Raw genomic sequence first — 19549 nt, 5'->3', positions numbered from 1 at the left:
CGTGCTTCTTCTCCGTCCGCCGTGCTCTCTTACCCTTGTTGCTGTTGTTACCGCTTCCGCGTCGCTCCCGTTACCATTCCCGGGGACCGAGATCGATGTCCGCGAATCGCGGCGTTCAGGCGAAGACGTGGGCATTTGCGCGACAGCGGGGCACCCCTGCGCAGGGGGCCCTCGCCGCCGCCTCATCCCCGGGCGACGACGCCATGGCGCGGCGCCGGGCGAGCGGATCCCTCGGGTCGAGCGGCAGGCCGAGCTCTGTCCGGGCGGCCGCCGCGGCGCCGTCCGTGGTATGCGGCGGCCATGGGGTTGCTCGCGATCTGCGGCTCGATCACCGCCGATCTCATCGGCTACGGCCCGCGGCTGCCGCGCCCGGGCGAGTCGGTGCTGGGCCGCGCCTTCCTCGTCGCGCCGGGCGGCAAGGGCGCGAACCAGGCGGTCGCCGCGGCGCGCGCCGGCGCGCGCGTGCGGCTCGCGGGCGCGCGCGGCGACGACGCCCACGGCGAGCGCTGCGCCGCGGCGCTCGCCGCCGACGGGGTGGAGCTCTCCGCCGTGGTGGTCCACCGCGGCGCGACCACGGGCGTGGCCCTGATCTGCGTCGACGCCTCCGGAGAGAACCAGATCCTCGCGATCCCCGGCGCCAACGCGCTCGTCGCGCCGCCCGCGCCGTGCGGGGCCGCGGTCTGGCTCTGTCAGGGCGAGATCCCGACCGACGCGATCGACGGCGTGCTGTCGGCCGCGCGGGCCGACGGCGCGCTGTCGATCTGCAATCCATCGCCCGTCAACGCCATCGATCCTTCGCTCGTCGGCCGGTTCGATCTCGCTGTCGTCAACGAGCTCGAGCACGAAGCGCTGCGCGGCCACCTGCCGGGGCGCGTGGTGCTCACGCGGGGCGCGCGCGGCGCTGTGCTGCTGCCCTCGGGCGAGGAGCTCCCCGCCCTGCCCGCGCGCGCGGTCGACACGACGGGCGCGGGGGACGCCCTCGCGGGCGTGCTCGCCGGGGGCCTCGCCTCCGGGATGGCGATCGAGGACGCGCTCCGGCTCGCGATCGCGGCGGCGGGCATCTCGGTCGAGCGCGAGGGGTGTCAGCCCTCGTATCCGACGCGCGCCGAGATCGAGCGCCGCCTCAGCTCGCCGCCGCCTGGGCCGGGTGCTCCGCGATCCAGCGATTGAGGAACGCCGCGCTGTCGTCCCACCCCGCGCGCATCTCCTTCTCCATCATGCCCTCGACCATCTTGCCGAAGCCGAAGATCCTCACCTCGATCGTCGCGCTGGCCACCCGCGTCACCTGCCCAGGGCCCGACGGCTCGACCCGCAGCGCCCCCGCGTTGTGCAGCCGGTCGCCCAGCAGGCTCGGCGCCATCGTGAAGCTCCATCGCCGCGTGGCCTTGTCGAAGACGCTGTCCTCGATGTAACGGAAGTTCGGGCCGAGCATCGATTGGATGGCGCCGGGGAGCGCGTGGATGCGCGGCTGAACCGACGCCTTGCGCACCATGGCGCGCTCGTCCTCTCGCTGCTCCAGCACCTCGAACGAGGGGAACTTGAGGACGTCGCTGTAGATCTGCGCGTTGACCTCGGGGCTGAAGAAGAGCTCCCAGAAGGTGTCCTCGTCGCAGTGAATCAGGTGCCTCGCCTCGATCTGAATCATGCGCTTGCCTTCTCCTGCGCGAACCTTGCAGCGGGACGCGCCGCCTGACAACCGTCGAGGGGGGCGCGACGGTCGGGCCCGCTCCGTCGCTGCTGGAGATCGGCCGCCGGGCTGAGCCGTGGTGGGCCCGAGCCCGGCGCGGAGGCCGCCTATTGCGCGACGACGTCCAGGTTGTCGATTCCCCAGCTCTCGTCGCCGATCCACTGGAGCCCGCTGCCGGCGAAGCGGAGCTCGATGTCGGAGGCGCTGTGAGGGAGCTCGTACGAGAGCCGGTAGACCGCGTCGCCGTAGAAGTCGTATCCGAGCGAGTTCGACTCGGCCGCGCCTGTGCGCGGCGGGTGGCTGCCCGCGCCGAGCAGGTCAGGGAACGACTGGGACGCCCACGTCGTGTTCGCGAACGTCATCTGGAGCGTCCGCGGGCTCCCCGACGCGCCGAGCGAGAAGACGTCGCCGTCGTCGCCGTCCCATGAGCGGATCACGTAGAGATCGAAGGAGACCTTCACCCGGGCGTGGGGCGCGAGCCCGGCGAGCCGGAGCGTCACCGTCTCGTTGTTGAACTCGCCCAGGAACCACCGCCCGCCGATCGGGGTCACGCTCGTCGCGCTCGACGACCACTCGGGGCCGACAGGCCCTTCGAAGTCGCTCCGGTAGAGCTCGCGCAGGCCTTCTGTCGGCGGCACGGCGCTCGCCGCGGAGTCGGCGAACGCCGGATCGCCCGAGTGGCCGACGTCGAGGACGCACGCCTCGAGGAGGAAAGGATCGGTGACCCCGGCCGCGGCGCACGCCGCGGAGGCCGCCGCGCGCGCTGCCTCGGAGAGGTCCGAGACCGACGCCGATCGCGCGGGGAAGCCGGGGACGGTGAACGTGTCGACGCTCTCTCCGGGCGCGTAGTCGAAGAGCGACTCGGCGGCGGAGATCCTGTAGCTGTCGCCGAAGACGTCGTAGAGCGCGTCCCGCGAGAGCGGCGGCGCGAGGGCGACGCCCGCGCGCGGGGTGAAGTCGTCGTCCGGCGCGCCGTTCCCGTTCCCGAGCAGCCCGCGGAGCAGCCCCGCGCGCCCGGGCGCCGGATAGACGAGCACGTCGACGTGCGCGGCGCGCACGGAGACCTCCACGTGATCGCCCGCCGCCGAGGTGACCACATAGCGGCCGTCCGCGAGAGGAGCGCGATAGACGGCGTGCCCGCCCGGCAGATCGAGCTTGCCCGCGACCTCGACAGGCGCCCCGTCGACCCGCAAGGCGGGCGAGGCGCCCGCGTGGAACGCGAGCCGCGACGCGCCGACGCGCACCGCCACCGCGGTGTTCACCGCGATCGCGTCGCTCGCGCCGAGCGGCTGCTCGCGCACCTGGACGGCGAAGTCGCTCCCGCCGTCCACGAGCACGTACTCGCCCGCGCCCTGGAAGTCGTAGAAGACGCCGTCGAACGTCCGGAGGTGCGGATCGCCGTGCGAGCCCCCGGGCGGCGTCCCCGGCGGGGCCGGCGGCGCGGCGGCGCGGCAGTCGAGGCGCACCGGGAGGCTCCTCTCGCGGACACGGTAACGGTCCTTGAACGAGATCGTGAGGGCGCCCGTGGCCGTCGACGGCTCGGCGCCGCACCTGGCGCGCACAGCGAGCGCGACCGACTCGCTCGGCGCGAGCGCCCCCTCCGCGCCCGACTCGATCGTGAGCCACGGGACGCTCGACGCGATCGTATAGCTGATCTCGCTGCCGCGGTTGATCAGCTTGATCGCGCGCAGCGCGTCCTCGCCCGCCTGCCCGCCGAGCTCCGCGCCCTCCAGCGCCGGATCGCCCGGCGACTGCCTCGTCACCGCGAGGCAGTTCGTGCCGTATTCCTGGTAGAGCGCGGTGTCCCGGAGATCATCGAACGCCTGCTTCAGGTTGCACGGCTGCGGCTGCGGCTCGGGCTCCCCGGGGAGGGGCACTCTTCGGTCTCTCGGCGGCGCCATGCACTCCCAGTCGGTCAGGTTGAGACCGGCGAACGTCGGGTTCTGGTAAGCGAACCAGATGAGCGACTGGATCCGGCAATTGTTCTTGTCGTTGTACGCCGCGACGTCCTGGTAGGCCTTCTGGATGAACCCGCTCCGGTACGGCTGCTCCGCGTAATGCTCTCCCTCGTGACCATAGAGATCTCCGGCGTGATTGAACTCGGTGATGTAGATCGGCAGCGCCGCCCCGCCGGCGCCGTCGACGATGTCGAGCTGCAGCTTGTAGTTCTGGAAGCCGTCATGCGGCTTGTCGCTGCGCGGATCGGGGTCCCCGCCGCGCCCCCCGTAGGCGTGGAGCGCGAGGCCGTCGGCGTGGTCCTTCGTCTCGAGGACCAGGCAGTGCAGGTACTTCTTGTAGTCCATGTCGTGGGCCTCGGCGCCCGGGCAGCTCGCTGTCGTGTCGGCGTTGAGCGGGCCGACAGCGCCGACGAGCAGCTTGGCCGACACGCCCTCTTCCTTCATCCGGCGGCGGACGTCGCGGAAGCAGCTCGCGTACTGGGCGACAGTGATCCCCCCCTCGCCCGGATCCTCGCTGTTCTCGAAGGCCGCGTTCATCTCGTTGCCGAGGATGAACGTCGTGGAGCAAGGGCCCTTGCAGACCTCGTTGTCGACGATCCGCTTCATCGTGTCGACGACCTCCCCGGGCCAGGCGGGATCGCAGGCGTCGCTGCTCGCCGGAGGGAGGGTCTGACCGTAGCTGTAGTCGAACCGCACGATCGGGCTGAATCCGTCGTCGATCATGCGCTTGTACCGCTGGTAGTCGATCTCACCGCGGCTCGGCTTCGTGTAGTGGACGAAGACGGTCCAGCTGCTCCGCGCCGAGCCCTCGGGTGGCGTGATGAGGTTCGCGGCCGCCCGCTCGTCCGTCCTGTCCTCGATGCTGTGGACGCCGAAGAGGTAGCTGGCCTCGATCTGCGCGGGCGCCTCTTCCGCCAGCGGCAGCCGTGGTATCCGCATCGCGAGGTCCGCCGCCGATGTCTCGTCCGGCGCCGGCGCGTCGGCGCCGCACCGCGGGAGAGCGAGGAGCGTCATGAGGAGGACCGAGCCGTTCACGAGTCGAGATCTCAAGGGGACTCCTTTTGCCTGAGGACCTGCGCGCTCACGCAACCGGCGTGCCCTCGCGCCGCGGCGCGATGCCGCGCGTCGGCTTGCCGGCGGCCGCGGCGAGCGCGGGCCTCCAGCGCAGCGCCGCCCGCGCCCGGCAAAGCAACGATTGCCGACCCGGCAAAAGCTGCCTTCAGGGGCGGGGCGGGCACGCAATCATTGCTCGACGGCTCGACGGCTCGACCGCCGCGCTGCGCCCCTGCGCCGCGCGCGCCGGAGGGGCCGCGGACGGACGCGTTCGGCGCCGGCGGTTCAGCGGTCGCCCACAGCCCGCTTGCGCTCGGGGCCCGGCGGCAGCGCTGCTTGACCGAAGTCGCCCGCCAGCCAATGATGGCCCGGTGAAGCTCCTTCACGCGATCGCGGCCGGCGCGCTCGCGGCGGCCGGCTGCAGCGAGACCGCCGCGGTCCGCCCCGCGCCGGCCTCGCCGCGCGCCGCGCCGGCCTTCGCCGCCGCCGACGCGCCCTCGCCCGTCGGGATCGCGGGCGCCCCCGCGAAGCCCGCCGAGCGCCGGGCAAGCCTCCTGTTCCACGTCAACGACCGGCCGTTCCCCTCGCCGCTCATCGACGCCGTCGTCGCGGGCCAGCCGACCGTGCTGCTCGTCGACACCGGCGCCTCTCACCACGTCCTCGCCCGCTGGCTCGCCGACGAGCTCGCGCTGCCCCTCTCGACCGCCGGCGACGTCGCCGTCGATTACGCGGGCAGGCCGCTGCAGGTCTCCCGGATCGAGGACGCGAGCATCGCGCTCTCCGGGTGGGGCCGCGTCGAGGCCCCCGCGCTGCTCGTCGTCCCCGTGCCCGACGTCCTCCAGCGCCTCGGCATCGGCGGCGTCATCGCGCCGCAGGCGCTCGCAGCGCCGGGCCGCGCCGTCGTGCTCGACCTGCGCGACGGCCGGATGACCGAGGCGCCGAGCGACGAGGCCGGCCGCGCGCTCCGGGCGCGGTTCGGCGACGCCGCTGTCGCGGAGCTCGCCCGCTGCAGCGGACCGAACCAGGGCAGCGAGCTCACCGCGAAGGCGACCGTCGAGGGGATCGCCGTCACGCTGAAGATCGACTCGGGTGCATCGCAGAGCTCGCTCTTCGCCGTCTCCCCCGCGGGGAAGACGCTGTCGCGCCGGGCGACCGGCGACAGGAGCGCCTACGCCGCCTCAGGCAAGCACACCGTTCCCGTCCTTTCCGGCGCTCGCCTCCGGCTGGCGGGGTTCGACGCCGCCGCCGAGCTCGATTTCCTCCCCGGCGCGCTGCGGGCGGCCTGTCCGTCGGACGGATTTGCCGGCATGGATGTGCTCCGCACGTGTGTGCTGGTGCTCTCCGAGGACGGCGGCCTCGCGGGCTGCGCCCCGCGGTGACGCCGTCGACGCGCCGCGCGCCGCCGCGTTGAGCGGCGCGGCGCGCGGAGCCGCCCGGCGGACCGCCATGCGCCAGCGGGGGCGCGAGGCGTCGTGGTAGAAGGGGCGCACGCGTGGACGTCCCCCGTCGCCGCCCCGGGGGGAGGGATCCGGTTCCCCGCGACGTCGACGCGCCCGCGTGGGGTCGGAGGCATCATGACGACAGGTTTCGAGTTCTTGACCCAGGATGACGAGCGCTTGCTGCTGGAGAAGTCGACCTGCGTCACCTACCGGCCAGGCGAGCAGATCCTCGAGGAGGGCTCGCGCAGGCAGGGCATCTTCATCGTGCGCAGCGGCCTCGTCGGCGTCGAGGTCGCCCACCTCGGGCGCGGCGTCGCGCTCCGCCAGCTCGGCCCCGGCGCCATCTTCGGGGAGATGTCGTTCCTCGAGAGCGCCGCCGCGAGCGCCTCCGTCGTCGCCCGCGAGGAGTGCACCCTCGACGTCATCGAGGGCCCCTATGTGCACTCCCTCCTTGCCTCCGTCCCCGGCCTCGCCGCGCGCTTCTACCAGTCGCTCGCGATCATGCTCGCCCAGCGCCTCCGCGAGAACACCGCGATGCTCCCGCCGCTCCTCGTCGAGGACGTGCCGCAGGTCAACCGCTTTCACGCGGCGAGGACGGGTCAGGCCGGCACCAACAACATCCCTCCCAAGCTCATCGACACCGTCGAACAGTTCAAGTTCGAGATGATGATCGCCGACAGGATGGTGAAGGAGGGCAAGCACCCCGAGGCGGAGATCCAGGAGAAGGTGAGCGCCGCGTGCCAGACCATCGTGTCCGCGCTCCGCGAGCACATCGAGCGCGAGCGCCACCTCGAGAAGGGCATCGGCGCCTACGTGTTCCGCGAGACCTTCTCGCTCTTCATGCTGAGCCGCACCGTCGACCGCTGCTACACGAAGCCGCGCGGCTACGCGGGCGATTTCTACACCATCGAGATGATGTACAACGACGAGCCCGCGGGCGACGGCCGGCTCGGCCGCTTCATCGACCAGTGGGGGCTCGCGATCGAGGCCTGCCGCGCCGTCAAGAACCGGAGGGGCGTGATGAGCCGCGCCATCCGCGAGGCCTGCAGCGCGCACGCGTCCGGCCCGGTCCTCATCACCAGCCTCGCGAGCGGCCCCGCCCGGGAGCTCTTCGACCTGTTCGCGGACGGGAGCGAGCCGCCCGACATCAAGGCGACGTGCATCGATATCGACAACCAGGCCCTCGCCTACGCCGCCGGCATCGCCGACCAGCTCGGCGTCATGGACCGCTTCAGCTTCGCCCAGGACAACGTCGTGCGGCTCGCCCACGGCCGCGGCAGGACGGTGCTCAAGCCCCAGCACATGATCTACAGCATCGGGCTCACCGACTACCTGCGCGACGACCTCGTCGTGAGCCTCCTCAACTGCATGTACGACAAGCTCCTGCCCGGGGGCATCGCGCTCGTGGGGAATTTCGGGGCGAACAACCCGAGCAAGGCCTTCATGGACCACGTGCTCGAGTGGGAGCTGATCCACCGCAGCGCCGACGATCTCAGGACCCTGTTCACCCGCTCCAAGTTCGGGAACACCCCCGTCGAGGTGCGCGCCGAGGAGGCCCAGGTCAACCTCTTCGCGTTCTGCACCAGGTCGTGACGCGCGCGCGCGGCGCGGCGCCCGCGCGGCGCGGCGCCCGGGTCAGCGGAGCCAGCGGACCTCGTACTCGCACGTGGGGTGTCCCTCGAAGCGGCACCTCGTGTGCAGGCTCTGCCCGCCGCGCGCGCCCGAGAGCCGGAGCGCGTTCTCCTGCCAGGCAGGCACCGCGTCCCTGCAGGTCTGGCGCCCCGGGTCGGCCTGCGGGTCGACGCCGAGATAGAGTATCAGGCGGAAGAACCGCTCGCCCTCTGCCAGGGGGGCGAGCCGGCCTCCGTTGAAATACATGCCCCACATCACGCCGGCCTGCCGCATGACGAGCGCGGGCGTGCCGAGCTTGAGGAGCACCTTGTGCGCGAGCGTCAGATCCTGCTCGGCCACGTAGGCCGCGAGATCGCGGATGACACCCGACTTGTTGGGCCAGCGCGAGATCTCGTCCGCGATCGCGTTCCAGACCGCGACGGGGTACCAGCTGTGCGCCACGAGATCGGGCGACGAGAAGACAGCGCGGACGCTGGCGGGCAGCTTCGCGTCGAGCACCGAGATCGCGTGGCTCCCCCACCGCGTCAGCAGGTAGGCCCTCGTGTGCATGAGCGCTGAGCCCCGGATCTTCATCGCGAAAGCCGCTCGTCCAGGATAGAGGCTCCCCCGCCGCCGGGGCCAGCGCCGAGCGCTGCGGACCGCCGCGCGCGTCGAGCGCCCACCCAGGCGCCGCCGCTGCCACGCGCGCGCCGTCGATCGCACACGAGCGCCCTCACTGCAGGCGCTCGGCGGCCGCGGCCGGCGGGGGCGCGTCGCCGGCGCCCTGCGCCCGCGGCGCCTGCGTCGACGCGTCGAGCACGGCGCGCACCGCCTGCGCGAGCTGCGTCGGCGTGTACGGCTTCGAGAGGAAGTGCACGGCGCCCTCGACCAGCTCGCCCGGCATGGCGGAGTCCTCGATGTAGCCCGATGTGTAGAGGACGGGCAGCGCGGCGCGCGCGCGGGCGAGCGCCGCCGCGACCTCGGGGCCGCGCGCGTCCGGGAGCACCATGTCGCTCACGAGCAGGTGGATGACGCCGGGGTAGGCGGCCGCGAGCGCGACCGCCTCCTTGCCGCTGCGCGCCGCGAGGACCGAGTAGCCGAACGAGCGCAGCGCGGCGACGCAGAGCTCGCGCACCTGCGCCTCGTCCTCCATGACGAGCACCGTCTCCGCGCCCCCGACCACGGCGGCCGACGCGCGCGCGGGCTGCTCGCACGGCGCGCCGCGCACGCGCGGGAACCAGATCGTGAAGCGCGTCCCCTGGCCGGAGGCGCTGGAGAACCAGATGTGGCCGCCGTGCTGCTTGACGATGCCGTGGCACGTCGCGAGCCCGAGCCCCGACCCCTTGCCGGGCTCCTTCGTCGTGAAGAACGGCTCGAACACGTACTGCTGGATCGCGTCCTCCATGCCCTGCCCGGTGTCGGTGACCGTCAGCGCCACGTACTCGCCGGGCTCGATCTCCGGCCTCCGCTCCGCGTCGTCCGGGCTGACGTGCGTGTTCGCCGTCTCGATCGTCAGCCGGCCCCCGCCGGGCATCGCGTCGCGCGCGTTGACGGCGAGGTTCATGAGGAGCTGCTCGAACTGCCCCCGATCGATGCGGATGGGCCAGATCTGGCTGCCCGGCAGCACGTCGAGCGCCACGTCCTCGCCGACGAGCGGGCGCAGGAGCGACTCCACCCCGAGGATGAGCGCGTTCGGGTCGACGACTGTCGGCTGGATGATCTGCTTGCGCGCGAAGGCGAGGAGCTGCCGCGTGAGCGCCGCGGCGCGCTCCGCGGCGGTGCCGATCTGCGCGAGGTGATCGAGGATGGGCGACGGCGGCGGCGACTTGCGCACCGCGAGCTCCTTGTGCCCGAAGATCGCCGTGAGCATGTTGTTGAAGTCGTGCGCGACGCCGCCGGCGAGGCGGCCGATGGCCTCGAGCTTCTGGCTGTGCAGGAGCTGCTCCTCGAGGCGCCGGCGCTCGGTGATGTCGAGGCTCGTGCCGACCAGCCCGGTGATCGCCCCGGACTCGTCGGTGAGGAGCTGCGCCGCCATCTGCACGTGGCGCAGCTCGCCGGTCGACGGGCGCACGACGCGGCACTCGACCGGGCCCGCGATGCCGAGCGGCGACGCGCTCTCCGCGCCGCCGAAGACCCGGTGGCGGTCCTCGGGGTGGATGACGCTCGCGAGCAGCTCGAACGTCGGGCGCCTCGAGGGGGCGACGCCGAGGATCTGGTAGAGCTGCTCGGACCAGCGGACGGCGCGCGACGCGAGATCGTAGGACCAGCTCCCCACGTGGGCGATGCGCTGCGCCTCGTTCAGCATGCGCTCGCTGCGGCGGAGCTCCTGCTCGGCGCGGCGGCGCTCGGTGAGGTCGACGACGACGCCGAAGAAGCGGGACGGCGGGCCCGCCCCGTCGACGATGGGCAGGCTGCTCAGCAGGCACTCCCGCACCGCGCCGTCCTGGCGGAGCACGCGGAACGCCGTCGCGCCCGATCCCTCTCGGGTCTCGATCGCCCGCTGCAGGAGGGTCGTCATCCGCTCCCTGTCGTCGGGGTGGACGGCCGCGAGGAAGGCCTCTGTCGACGGCGTGTGCTTCGCGGGATCGCAGCCGATGATCCGGAAGAGCTGCCGCGACCAGGTGAGGTGGTTCTGGTCGCGATCCCAGATCCAGTTGCCCATCTGGGCCACCTCCTCGGCCTCGTCGAGCTGCGCCTCCCATTCGGTGGCGCCGGACGTCAGCGCCGCCCCGCCCGGGCCCGAGGCCGACGCGCCCGGGCTCCGCGTGGAGGCGGGCAGCCCCGACGCGCGGACGCGGGCCAGCTCCAGCTCCAGCTCGGCGACGCGCGCGCGGAGGGCGTCCAGCTCACGGCTCGCCGCCGCGCTCATGGCCGTCCTGCTCCTCGACGTCGCGCGGCGGTGCTCATGGGGGCGCATTGTATGCTGCGGCGGTCCCCGCGGGGGGTTCCTCTTCTGCGGCGCCGGCGGCGGTCGCGCCTAGCCACGCCGGCGCACGAGCAGCGTTCGCGTGATCTCCACGACCTTTTCCTTGACCCTGCCGTCGGTCTTGCCGAGCTCCGGGGTGAACAGGTCGGCCCCCTGATCGAGCAGCGCGCGCGGCGGGGTGTTCTTCACGCCGACGACGCGGAAGGTGACGCTCCCCGCGCCCGCGCCGGCCTCCTCGCGGGCGATCACCTTCGACGCCGCGAAGAGCGTGTCGCCCGCGAGCACGCCGCTCGGGTGCGCGCCGTCGTCGAGGCCGAGGTCCCAGACCGCGCACCCGGCCGTGTCCCTGCTCGAGAGCGCGAGCACCCAGGACAGCACGAGCCCCCCGTGGACGACGCGCGTCTTGGCGAAGGAGCTCGACCGGCAGTACTGCTCGTCGAGGTGGAGCGGGTGGGAGTTGCGCAGCAGGGTCGAGAGCTGCATGTGCTCGCTGTTGCCGACCGTCCTGCCGACCTCGTGGGTGATCACGTCGCCCACCTCGAAGTCGTCCCAGAAACAGGAGAAGCCGCCGTGGCGCGGCGCCGGCGGCAGCGGCCCCTCGAGCGCCTCCGGCAGGCGCGCCGGCGGCGCGGCGGGCTGCTCGACCGCGTGCGGCGCGTCCGCGGAGCGCTCGGCGACGCTGCCGCAGGGCACGAGCGCCTTGCGCTCGAACGAGCAGACGAGGAGCCCGTCCTGGTTCACCACCTGCGTCCGGACGTGCACGACGCCCTTGTCGCCCGTGGAGACGGGCTTCTTGCCGATCACCATCGAGCTCGCGCGCAGCGTGTCGCCCGGATAGCAGGCGTCCGGGAACCGCACGTCGATGTACGCGAGGTGCGCGATCGCCTGCTCGCTGACGTCGTGGACGCTGAACGAGATCCCGAGGTTGAGGAGCAGCAGCGGGTTCACCGGCCTGTCCTTGAGCCCCACCGAGCGGGCCGCGACGCGGCTCGCGTACGTCGGGATCGCGTCCTGGAATGAGGCCGCGAAGAGCGCGAGCATCCCCTCGTCGACGGTGACGTCCCAGGGGTGCGCGTACACAGCGCCGACAGTGAAGTCATCGAGCTTGCGGCCGTAGCGAGGGGAGCGGACGCGGACCATCGGTCCGCGCGATCATGTCACAGGCGCGCGCCCCTGACGACAGCGCCTGACGGCAGCGCCGCCCGCGCTCGCCCGCCCGCGATCGCTCAGGGGAGCGCCCCCTCGAGCAGGGCGCGCGCGATGCCCTGCGCCAGCACCTCGCGCGTGCCCAGGTGGAAGGAGAGGCTGCGGGCGTCGAGCAGGAGCCTCGCCGGCACCGACGCCTCGGCGTAGCCGTTCGCCCCGTGGATCTGCACGCAGGCGTCGGCGGCGTCCCAGGCCGCGCGGCTCGCGAACAGCATCGCCATCGCCGAGGTGACCTCGCACGGCTTGCCGCTGTCGGCCGCCTGCGCGGCGGCGCGCGCGAGCTGGCGCGCGGCCGCGACGCGGGTGATGAGCCCGCCCATGCGGTGCGCCACGCGCGGGAAGGAGAGGAGCTGCGACCCGAACTGCACGCGCGTCTTCGCCCGCTCGAGCGCGAGCTCCAGGGCGGCCTGGGCCACGCCGACGCTGCACGAGGCCGCGTAGATGCGGCCGACCACGAGCGCGCGGTGGAGCTGGCTGATCCCCTCGCCCTCGCGCTCGCCGAGGAGCGCCTCGCGGCCGACGTGGAGCCCCTCGATCCGGAGCTCGTAGTGCCCCATGCCCCGCTGTCCGAGCGCCCGCACCTCGGCCCCGGCGATCCCCGCGTCCGGGAAGTCGGCGCCCGGGGCGCCGCGCCGCTTGGCGATCGCGAACAGGCTCGGCCCGAGCGGCTGCTGCCCCTGGCCGCCCGGCGTCGTCGTCCTCGCCAGCGTGAGCACGAGGTCGGCGCGCGACGCGCCGGTGACCCACGCCTTCTTGCCGGTGATGACGTAGCTCCCGTCGGCCTGGCGCTCGGCGCGCGTGGCGATGCGGGCCAGGTCCGAGCCGTAGGCGGGCTCCGAGAGCGCGAGGGCGCAGCGCGCCTCGCCGGCCGCGATGCGCGGCAGCCAGGTCCGCCGCTGCGGCTCGGTGCCGGATCGGGCGAGGAGGTCTGCGGCGATCGAGGCGGTCGTGGTGAGCACGCCGAACCCGAGCGAGCCGCGCGCGAGCTCCTCGATCGCGGCGACCATGGCGGCCACGCCGAGCCCGTCGCCCCCGTTCTCGGGCGCGATGGCCAGCCGGAACACCCCGAACTCCCCCATGCGGCGGATGATCGACTCCGGGATGAGCCCGTTGCGCCGGTGGATCTCCGGCGCGAGCGGCTCGACGAGCCGCTCGACGAAGTCGCGCATGTTGTGCCGTATCCACCCGACGCGCTCGTCCTCTGCGCCCCCGGCGCCCTGGATCCCCTGCTCTGCCGCCGCGCGCGCGAGCGACGCGACGGCCGCGCCCGATCCCGCGTCGCGCGCCCACGCCGCCACGGCGGGGTGCCCGATCGCCTTCGCGACCTCGTCCTCGCGGAGCTCGACCTCCCCGAGCGGCGCGACCTCTCCGCCGCCCAGGTCGATGCCCCCGCGCAGCGCGAGCAGCAGCGCCCCCGTGTGCGCCTCCGCGACGGCCCTCGCCTCACCGCCGCCCACCTCGCGCGCCCACCCGGCGAGCGCGCGGCACGCCTCGATCTCCGCGTAGAGGTGGGCGAGCGCGTGGGCTGCGATCTGGTGTCGATCGAGCAGCAGCCGCGACACGTGCAGCGGCACGGCGCTGCTCGCCCGGGCGAGGCTCGCGCTCCTCGGCGCGCTCCGGAGCCCCGTTGTCGCCGGCCCTCCGACGTCCACGACGCGGTCCCGCAGCCGTCCTCGCGCCACCCGCGCGAGCTGCTCGACGGCGCTGATCGCCTCGCGCATTCCCCCGGGGCTATCGGCCTCGAGCTTGCGAGAAACGATGGTGGCGTGCTGCTCCCGGATCGCCCTCATCCCAAGTCCCCCCGATCGGACGAAAAGCCAGTCTGGCGGACGCAGGGCATAGCACCTCTGCGCTCCACGGCATCGCGCCCGCAGGCGCCAGAGTCCCGCCGAGGATGTCACCCTGAAGCGCGTTCGTCGAGCCAGGGCGCAGCACCGCTGACCGCGATTGACGCGCTTTTAAGGCCCTTCCCGAGTCCCCTTCACCGTTCCGTCCTGCGACACATCAACCAACGTGTCCCCCCGGGAAACCCCGAGTCTCGGGCGGACCATCGAGCCGGCCCCAACAGATCTCCGCTCATCCACCGCAGGCCCCCGGCGAGGGGCCCGAGCTACACGGAGCTGACCGCCGCCCCCCCCGCCGCCCCGCGCCCCCTGCACGCCCGGAGAAGCCTCTCCCCCAGCTCGACGGCCCACGCCCGCACGTCATCGGCCCGCGGGCACTGCGGCACCGCGTCGATCGCGTCCTGGATGAGCCGCTGCAGCAGCCGGGTCGTCCCCGAGAGCCCGAGCTCCAGCGCCGTGTTGGGCCGCCCGAGCGTCCCGTCGCGCCCCGCCGGCTTGCCCATGTCCTCCGGCCGGCCGATCAGGTCCATCACGTCGTCCGCGACCTGGTACGCCTCGCCGATGCGCTGCCCGAGGTCGCCCCAGGCGCCCCCGTCCTGCCCCGCCGAGAGCGCGCCGAGGGCCGCCGCCGCCTCGAACAGCGCGCCCGTCTTCGCGCGCCTGTAGGTCGACAGCGGCACCTTCGCCTCCGACTCCCACGCCTGCCCGGCGATGATCCCCTGCGGCATCCCGACGCCGGCCGCGAGCACCTCGAAGAACCGCACCCCCCGCCGGGCGTCGATCACGCCGCTCGCCACCGCGTGGAACGCGCCGCGCGCGAGCGCCTCGAACGCGAGCACGATGAGCTGGTCGCCGGTGAGCACCGCGACCGGCTCGCCGAAGGCCCGGTGGACCGACGGCTGACCGCGCCGGATCGGCGCGTCGTCGAAGCAGGGGAGGTCGTCGTGGACCAGCGAGGCGCAGTGGATGAGCTCCACCGCCGCCGCCGCGTCGGCGACCTCCGGCGCAGGATCGCCGTACGCCGAGGCGACCGCCAGGCAGAGCCGCGGCCTCACGCGCGCGCCGCCGGGGAAGACGGCGTGATGCGTCGCTGCCAGGAGCCCGGGCGGCGACGTAGAGGAAGAGAGCGACTCGATCGCAACGAGGAGGACCCGCTCGATCCGGCGGTCGAAATCCATGGAGAGCAGTTTTGAGGACGTCCGGGGTATTGTCAATGGTTTGCACAACACTTCAACAAAGCATGGACAATGCAGGCGCGTCGAGTACACTCCGGAGCCATGGCGGACACGAGGGATCGCGTCGTGGTGATCGGCGGGGGCATCGGCGGGCTGACCGCGGCGGCGCTCCTTGCATCGAGCGGGCTCGACGTCGTGTTACTCGAGCGGGCGGCGCGCGTCGGCGGAAAGATGCGCGAGGTGGTCCTCGGGGGCCGACGCGTCGACGTCGGCCCCACGGTGCTCACGATGCGGTGGGTCTTCGACGAGATCTTCGCGTCGATCGGGCTCCGCTTCGAGGACCACGTGCGGCTCCGCCCGGCCGAGACGCTCGCGCGCCACGCGTGGCCGGACGGCGCGACGTTCGACCTCTTCGCCGACGTCGAGCGCACCGCCGACGCCATCGGCGCGCTCGCGGGGCCGCGGGAGGCGGACGGCTACCGCCGGTTCTGCCGGTACGCGCGCGAGATCTTCGAGGTGGTGGAGGCGCCCTTCCTGCGCGCGGAGCGGCCCACCTTGAAGACGATCCTGAGCACGGCGGGCAGCCTGGGCATCAGCGGGCTCATGAAGATCGACGGGCACCGCACCCTCCACCGCGCGCTCTCCGACTTCTTCGCGGACGAGCGCCTGCGGCAGCTCTTCGGGCGCTACGCCACCTACTGCGGCTCGTCGCCATACCTCGCGCCGGCGACGCTGAGCGTGATCGCGCACGTGGAGCGCGAGGGCGTGTGGTTCCCCGAGGGCGGGATGTACCAGGTGGCCGAGGCGCTCGCCGCGGCCGCGACCCGCGCCGGCGCCACCCTGCGCTGCGGCGCGCACGTCGCCGCCATCGAGGAAGGCCGCGGCCGCGTCAGGGAGGTGGTGCTCGAGGGGGGCGAGCGCATCGCGGCCGACGCGGTCGTGATGAACGCCGACCCGGCGGCGCTGCGGAGCGGCCTGTTCGGCCAGCGCGCCGCCCGCAGGGCGCCGGCGGGCGCGCCGCGGTCGCTCTCGGCGGTCACCTGGGCGCTCGTGGCCGAGGCGAGCGGCTTCCCGCTCCTCCGGCACAACGTCTTCTTCTCCGGCGACTACGAGGCCGAGTTCCGCGACCTCTTCGAGCGCGACGCCCTCCCGCGCGACGCCACGGTCTACGTCTGCGCCGAGGACCGCTGGAACGCGCCCTCGCCCGAGCTCGGCGGCGCCGGGCCCGGCGCGCCCCCGGAGGCGCCCGCGCCCGCGCCCGTCGGAGAGCGCCTGTTCTTCATCGTCAATGCCCCTGCCACCGGTGATACCCACCCCCCCTCACCCTCGGAGATCCACGCATGCGAGCAGCGCGTCTTCCATCAACTGCAGCGGTATGGCCTCTCGCTGAAGAGCGTCGGCCCCTCTCCGGTGGTGACGACGCCGGCGGACTTCGAGCGCCTGTTCCCGGCGACAGGGGGAGCGCTCTACGGGCCGGCGTCTCACGGATGGAACTCCCCCTTCGCGCGGGCGGCCTCGCGCTCGAAGCTCCGGGGCCTGTACTTCGCGGGCGGGAGCGTGCACCCGGGGGCGGGCGTGCCGATGGCGGCGCTGAGCGGCCGGCTCGCGGCGCAGAGCGTGATGGAGGACCTCGCTTCGACCTCGAGATCCCGGACGGCGGCTATGCCTGGTGGTACCTGGATGCGGTGAGCGACGATCGCCGGTGCGCGATCACGATCATCGCGCTGCTCGGCAGCGTCTTCTCGCCGTACTACGCCCGGGCGCGCGCGCGCGGCGCCGCGGACCCGCTCATGCATTGCTCGATGAACGTCGCGCTGTACGGGCCGCGCGCCGATCGCTGGGCCCTGACCGAGCGGCCGCGGGACGCCGTCTTCCGGTCGCCGCGCTCGCTCGCCATCGGCCCGAGCCTGATGGAGTGGTCCGGGGGCGAGCTCCGCGTCGCGTTCGACGAGATCACAGCGCCGATCCCCTCGCGGCTCGCCGGGACGGTGCGCCTCCGCCCTGCCGCGCCGGAGCCGGGCGCGCGCGGCGCGGGGGACGGGGTCGCGCTCGACCGGCCGGGGCGGCACCGGTGGGCCCCGATCGCGCCGATCGCGCGCGCCGAGGTCGAGCTCGAGCACCCGTCGCTCCGCTTCACCGGCAGCGCCTACCTCGACACGAACGCCGGCGACGAGCCGCTCGACAGCGCCTTCGAGAGCTGGACCTGGTCGCGCGCGCTCGGGGCGGACGGGGTCGCCCTCACCTACGACGTCCAGCGCCGCGACGGCACGCGGCTGCTCGTCGGGAGGGCGTTCGACGCGGCCGGCGGCGCGCGCGAGCTCCCGCCGCTCTTCCCGCGGCCGCTCGGCGGCACGCGCTGGGGCATGGCGCGGAGCATCGCGGCCGACCTGGGCTCGTCGCCCCGGCTCCTGCGCACCTACGAGGACACGCCGTTCTACGCGCGCTCGCTCGCGGCGGCGACGTTCGCCGGCAAGCCGGCCACGGTCGTCCACGAGGCGCTCTCGCTCGACCGGTTCGCCAGCCCCTGGGTGCAGTTCCTCCTGCCCTTCCGCATGCGGAGGGAGGCGTGAGCGCGCTGCTCCACGCGGCCGCCTGCCTGCCCCTCGCCTGGGCGCTCGTGGTCGCGAGCGTCTCCGCCGAGGCGATCCGGCGCGCGGCGCGGCGGCGCGCGCCGGCCGCGCTGCCCTCCGGCGAGGCGCCGGCGGCCGCGGCGATCGACCCGCGCGCGCCGCGCGTCCTCGTCGTGCGCCCGTGCGCCGGCCCGGAGCCGCACCTTGAACGAACCCTCGGCTCGCTCGCCGGCGCGCGCCTGTCCGCGGCGGCGCGCTGCGTCTTCGCCGTCGCGGACGCGGGCGACGGCGCGTTCCCCGTGGCGTCGTCCGCGGCCGCGGCGCTCCGCGCCGCCGGGATCCCCGCCGAGGTCGCGCTCACAGCGGCCGCCGGCCCGAACCGGAAGGCGTCCCAGCTCGCGGCGGTGGTCGCCGCGGAGACCGCCCCGTTCGATGTCGTCCTCGTCGCGGACAGCGACGTCGACCTCGCCGGCCTCGACCTCGACGCCCTCGTCCATCCCCTCTGCGACGGCGCGCTCCCCGCGCCGCTCGACGCTGTGTGGGCGCCCCCTGTCGAGGTCGCGCCGGCGGCCTCGCTCGGCGACCGCGCCTCGGCCGCGGTCCTCGGCGGGTCGCTCCACGCCTTCCCGCTGCTCGCGGGGCTCGATCCGCGCGGGCTCGTCGGCAAGCTCTTCGCCGTCCGCGCCGCCTCGCTCGCCGCCGCGGGAGGGTTCGCGGCGCTCACCGCGCACCTCGGCGAGGACATGGAGCTCTCGCGCCGCCTCCTCGCGCGGCGCGGCGCGCGAGGGTCGATCGCCGCGGCGGCCCTCGTCGCCCCCTCGCTCGCCGCGGGCCGGGCGCTCCGCGACGTCATCGCCCGCTACGCGCGGTGGATCAGCGTCATCCGCGCGCAGCGCCCCGCGCTCCTCGCGAGCTACCCGGCGCTCTTCTTCGCGACGCCGCTCATCGCCGCGCTCGCCCTGCTCGCCGCCCCGGTCGCGCCGGCGCCGGCGGCCGCCGCGATCGCGATCGCCGTCGCGAGCCGCCTCGCTGTCGCCGCGTTCGCCGCGCGGATGGCCGGCCGGCGCGCGTCGCTCCTCGCCGCGGCCGCCGACGCGTGCCTCGCCGACCTCGTCCTCGGCGCCGCGTTCTTCCGGGCGCTGTCGACCCGCACCGTCGTCTGGCGGAGCGGCCGGTTCACGATCGATCGCCGCGGCCTCCTCCGGGAAGCCGAGGCGTGAGCGGCTCGCGGGGGCGCGTCCAGTGAGCGAGCAGCCGCTCCGCCGCCTGCCCGACGACCGAGGGCTTCGCCCGGTGGACGTACTGGAAGCCGTCGACGTCGAGGAGCAGGTCCTTCGCCCCGGCCACCTTGCGGATCGCCCGCTGGATCCGGTCGAGCTCCGCGGTGACGGCGATCTCCTGGGCCGCGCACGCCGCCTCGGTGTCGCGCCCCCCGCGCCCCGCCTCCGGCTCCCGCGGCCCGCGCCCCGCCTCGCCGGGCTCGCGCCCCGCCTCCGCCTCGCCGGGCCCGAGCGGCGCGGCCACGGGCTCGCCGATCGCCAGGTAGAGCCGCGGCCGCTCCTCGCCGGCGAACTCGTACCGCAGCGCCACGGGCAGCACCCTGGCCCGCCGCGCGACGCGCGCGATCTGGGCCGCGCCGGCGCGGAAGCCGAGCGGCCGCTCGTCCGAGGGCCGCTCCCGCCCCTGGGCGAAGATCCACACGGCGCGGCCGGGGCGATCGAGCAGCCGCGCCGCGTACCGGATCGCGGCCGTGCCGTCCGAGGGCAGGTCGAGATCGACCCCGAACGCCCCGACCAGCGCGAAGAACGGCAGCCGGCGGAGGTTGTCCGCGTCCATCATCGCGTGGCCGTCGACGCCGAGCAGGTGCTGCGACGCGTGCAGGACGACAAGCGGATCCCACCACGAGCAGTGGTTCGCGACGAGCAGGAGCGGCGCCTCGGCCGCGAGGGCGCGCGCCGCGTCGACCCCCCGCGCGAGCACCGCGCCGAACGTGCCGTGGATCCGCGCGCGCGCGTGCGCCGCGAACCAGGCGTTGAACCACCGATGCTTGCGCGCTGGAATCATCCGGGCTCCCGGCGCG

At 74.1% G+C, this 19549-nt stretch carries 14 protein-coding genes; 6 read left to right on the top strand and 8 right to left on the bottom strand.

All coding sequences use genetic code 11. From position 1 onward, the window contains the following. Positions 1-300: 300 nt before the first annotated feature. Positions 301-1170 carry a PfkB family carbohydrate kinase gene (locus WMF42_RS03240; RefSeq protein ID WP_437690096.1) on the top strand — a complete coding sequence of 290 codons (870 nt, stop codon included), beginning with the start codon at positions 301-303 and terminating at the stop codon, positions 1168-1170. Here WMF42_RS03240 and WMF42_RS03235 read toward each other — a convergent pair. Beyond that, a complete protein-coding gene (locus tag WMF42_RS03235) occupies positions 1124-1645 on the bottom strand; it encodes a DUF2505 family protein (RefSeq protein ID WP_061611839.1) in 522 nt (173 codons plus the stop codon). The two genes, WMF42_RS03240 and WMF42_RS03235, sit on opposite strands and share 47 nt — an antisense overlap. Positions 1646-1794: 149 nt before the next feature. Continuing rightward, positions 1795-4584: a VWD domain-containing protein gene (locus WMF42_RS03230; protein WP_437690094.1), complete on the bottom strand. Its 2790-nt coding sequence runs from the start codon at positions 4582-4584 to the stop codon at positions 1795-1797. A 485-nt stretch (positions 4585-5069) separates the two neighbouring features. Between WMF42_RS03230 and WMF42_RS03225 the strand changes: the two genes are divergently transcribed. Together WMF42_RS03225 and WMF42_RS03220 are read left to right on the top strand one after the other, a co-directional pair. Further along, a complete protein-coding gene (locus WMF42_RS03225; protein WP_437690092.1) occupies positions 5070-6077 on the top strand; it encodes a retropepsin-like aspartic protease in 1008 nt (335 codons plus the stop codon). Positions 6078-6272: 195 nt separating this feature from the next. After that, complete coding sequence (locus tag WMF42_RS03220) at positions 6273-7730, top strand: cyclic nucleotide-binding domain-containing protein (protein ID WP_061609960.1); 1458 nt, start codon at positions 6273-6275, stop codon at positions 7728-7730. Positions 7731-7772: 42 nt separating this feature from the next. Here the strand turns inward: WMF42_RS03220 and WMF42_RS03215 are convergent, their stop codons facing one another. The 5 genes from WMF42_RS03215 to WMF42_RS03195 form a co-directional block, all read right to left on the bottom strand. After that, positions 7773-8318 (bottom strand): hypothetical protein, encoded by a 546-nt coding sequence (locus WMF42_RS03215; protein WP_061609962.1) that lies wholly within the window; start codon positions 8316-8318, stop codon positions 7773-7775. 163 nt (positions 8319-8481) lie between these two features. Further along, positions 8482-10617: an ATP-binding protein gene (locus WMF42_RS03210; protein WP_437690090.1), complete on the bottom strand. Its 2136-nt coding sequence runs from the start codon at positions 10615-10617 to the stop codon at positions 8482-8484. A gap of 108 nt (positions 10618-10725) precedes the next feature. Next, positions 10726-11814, bottom strand: a complete 1089-nt coding sequence (locus tag WMF42_RS03205; RefSeq protein WP_437690089.1) for a MaoC family dehydratase — start codon at positions 11812-11814, stop codon at positions 10726-10728. An 86-nt stretch (positions 11815-11900) separates the two neighbouring features. Continuing rightward, the gene (locus WMF42_RS03200; protein ID WP_081426706.1) at positions 11901-13670 is read right to left on the bottom strand and encodes an acyl-CoA dehydrogenase family protein; all 1770 of its coding nucleotides are present in this window, start codon (positions 13668-13670) and stop codon (positions 11901-11903) included. Positions 13671-13990: 320 nt separating this feature from the next. Then, on the bottom strand, positions 13991-14902 hold the full coding sequence (locus WMF42_RS03195) for a polyprenyl synthetase family protein (RefSeq protein WP_437690086.1): 912 nt from the start codon (positions 14900-14902) through the stop codon (positions 13991-13993). A 99-nt stretch (positions 14903-15001) separates the two neighbouring features. Between WMF42_RS03195 and crtD the strand changes: the two genes are divergently transcribed. The 3 genes from crtD to WMF42_RS03180 are packed head-to-tail and all read left to right on the top strand — an operon-like array spanning position 15002 to position 18689. After that, complete coding sequence (gene crtD / locus WMF42_RS03190) at positions 15002-16588, top strand: 1-hydroxycarotenoid 3,4-desaturase CrtD (protein ID WP_437690084.1); 1587 nt, start codon at positions 15002-15004, stop codon at positions 16586-16588. After that, entirely contained in the window at positions 16585-17469 is an 885-nt protein-coding gene (locus WMF42_RS03185) for a carotenoid 1,2-hydratase (RefSeq protein ID WP_437690082.1), read from the top strand. The genes crtD and WMF42_RS03185 overlap by 4 nt, the downstream gene beginning before the upstream one ends. Then, complete coding sequence (locus WMF42_RS03180; protein ID WP_437690081.1) at positions 17466-18689, top strand: glycosyltransferase; 1224 nt, start codon at positions 17466-17468, stop codon at positions 18687-18689. Before WMF42_RS03185 ends, WMF42_RS03180 begins: the two co-directional genes overlap by 4 nt. Here the strand turns inward: WMF42_RS03180 and WMF42_RS03175 are convergent. After that, a complete protein-coding gene (locus WMF42_RS03175) occupies positions 18646-19533 on the bottom strand; it encodes a lysophospholipid acyltransferase family protein (RefSeq protein WP_437690079.1) in 888 nt (295 codons plus the stop codon). The two genes, WMF42_RS03180 and WMF42_RS03175, sit on opposite strands and share 44 nt — an antisense overlap. Between the last annotated feature and the right edge of the window lie 16 nt (positions 19534-19549).

The sequence above is a fragment of the Sorangium sp. So ce176 genome, assembly GCF_051519835.1.
GTDB lineage: Bacteria > Myxococcota_A > Polyangia > Polyangiales > Polyangiaceae > Sorangium > Sorangium cellulosum_G.
This window is presented reverse-complemented; position numbering and strand designations above follow the sequence as displayed.